The 309-nt window shown below is 64.1% G+C and carries 1 pseudogene; it reads left to right on the top strand.

Annotated elements, in window-relative coordinates:
* Positions 1–309, top strand: a pseudogene (locus ACM6IT_RS27980) (ornithine decarboxylase); the annotation flags it as partial.

Raw genomic sequence — 309 nt, 5'->3', positions numbered from 1 at the left:
CCCGGGCATCTTCGTCACCCAGTCGGTGCACAAGCAGCAGGCCGGTTTTTCCCAGGCCTCCCAGGTGCACAAGAAGGACCGCCACATCAAAGGCCAGGCGCGCTATTGCAACCACCACCGGCTCAACAACGCGTTCATGGCCCAGGCGTCCACCAGCCCCTTCTACCCGCTGTTCGCCTCGCTGGATGTCAACGCGCGCATTCACTCGGGTCGCAGCGGCCTGCGCCTGTGGGAAGACTGTGTGAAGTTCGGCATCGAGGCGCGCAAGTTGATCCTCGAAGCCTGCACCATGGTCCGCCCGTTCGTGCC

The organism is Pseudomonas sp. IT-P4 (genome assembly GCF_949767755.1).
GTDB classification, from domain to species: Bacteria; Pseudomonadota; Gammaproteobacteria; order Pseudomonadales; family Pseudomonadaceae; genus Aquipseudomonas; species Aquipseudomonas monachiensis.
Note: the sequence above shows the minus strand (reverse complement) of the source record. Positions and strands in the feature narration are given on the sequence as shown.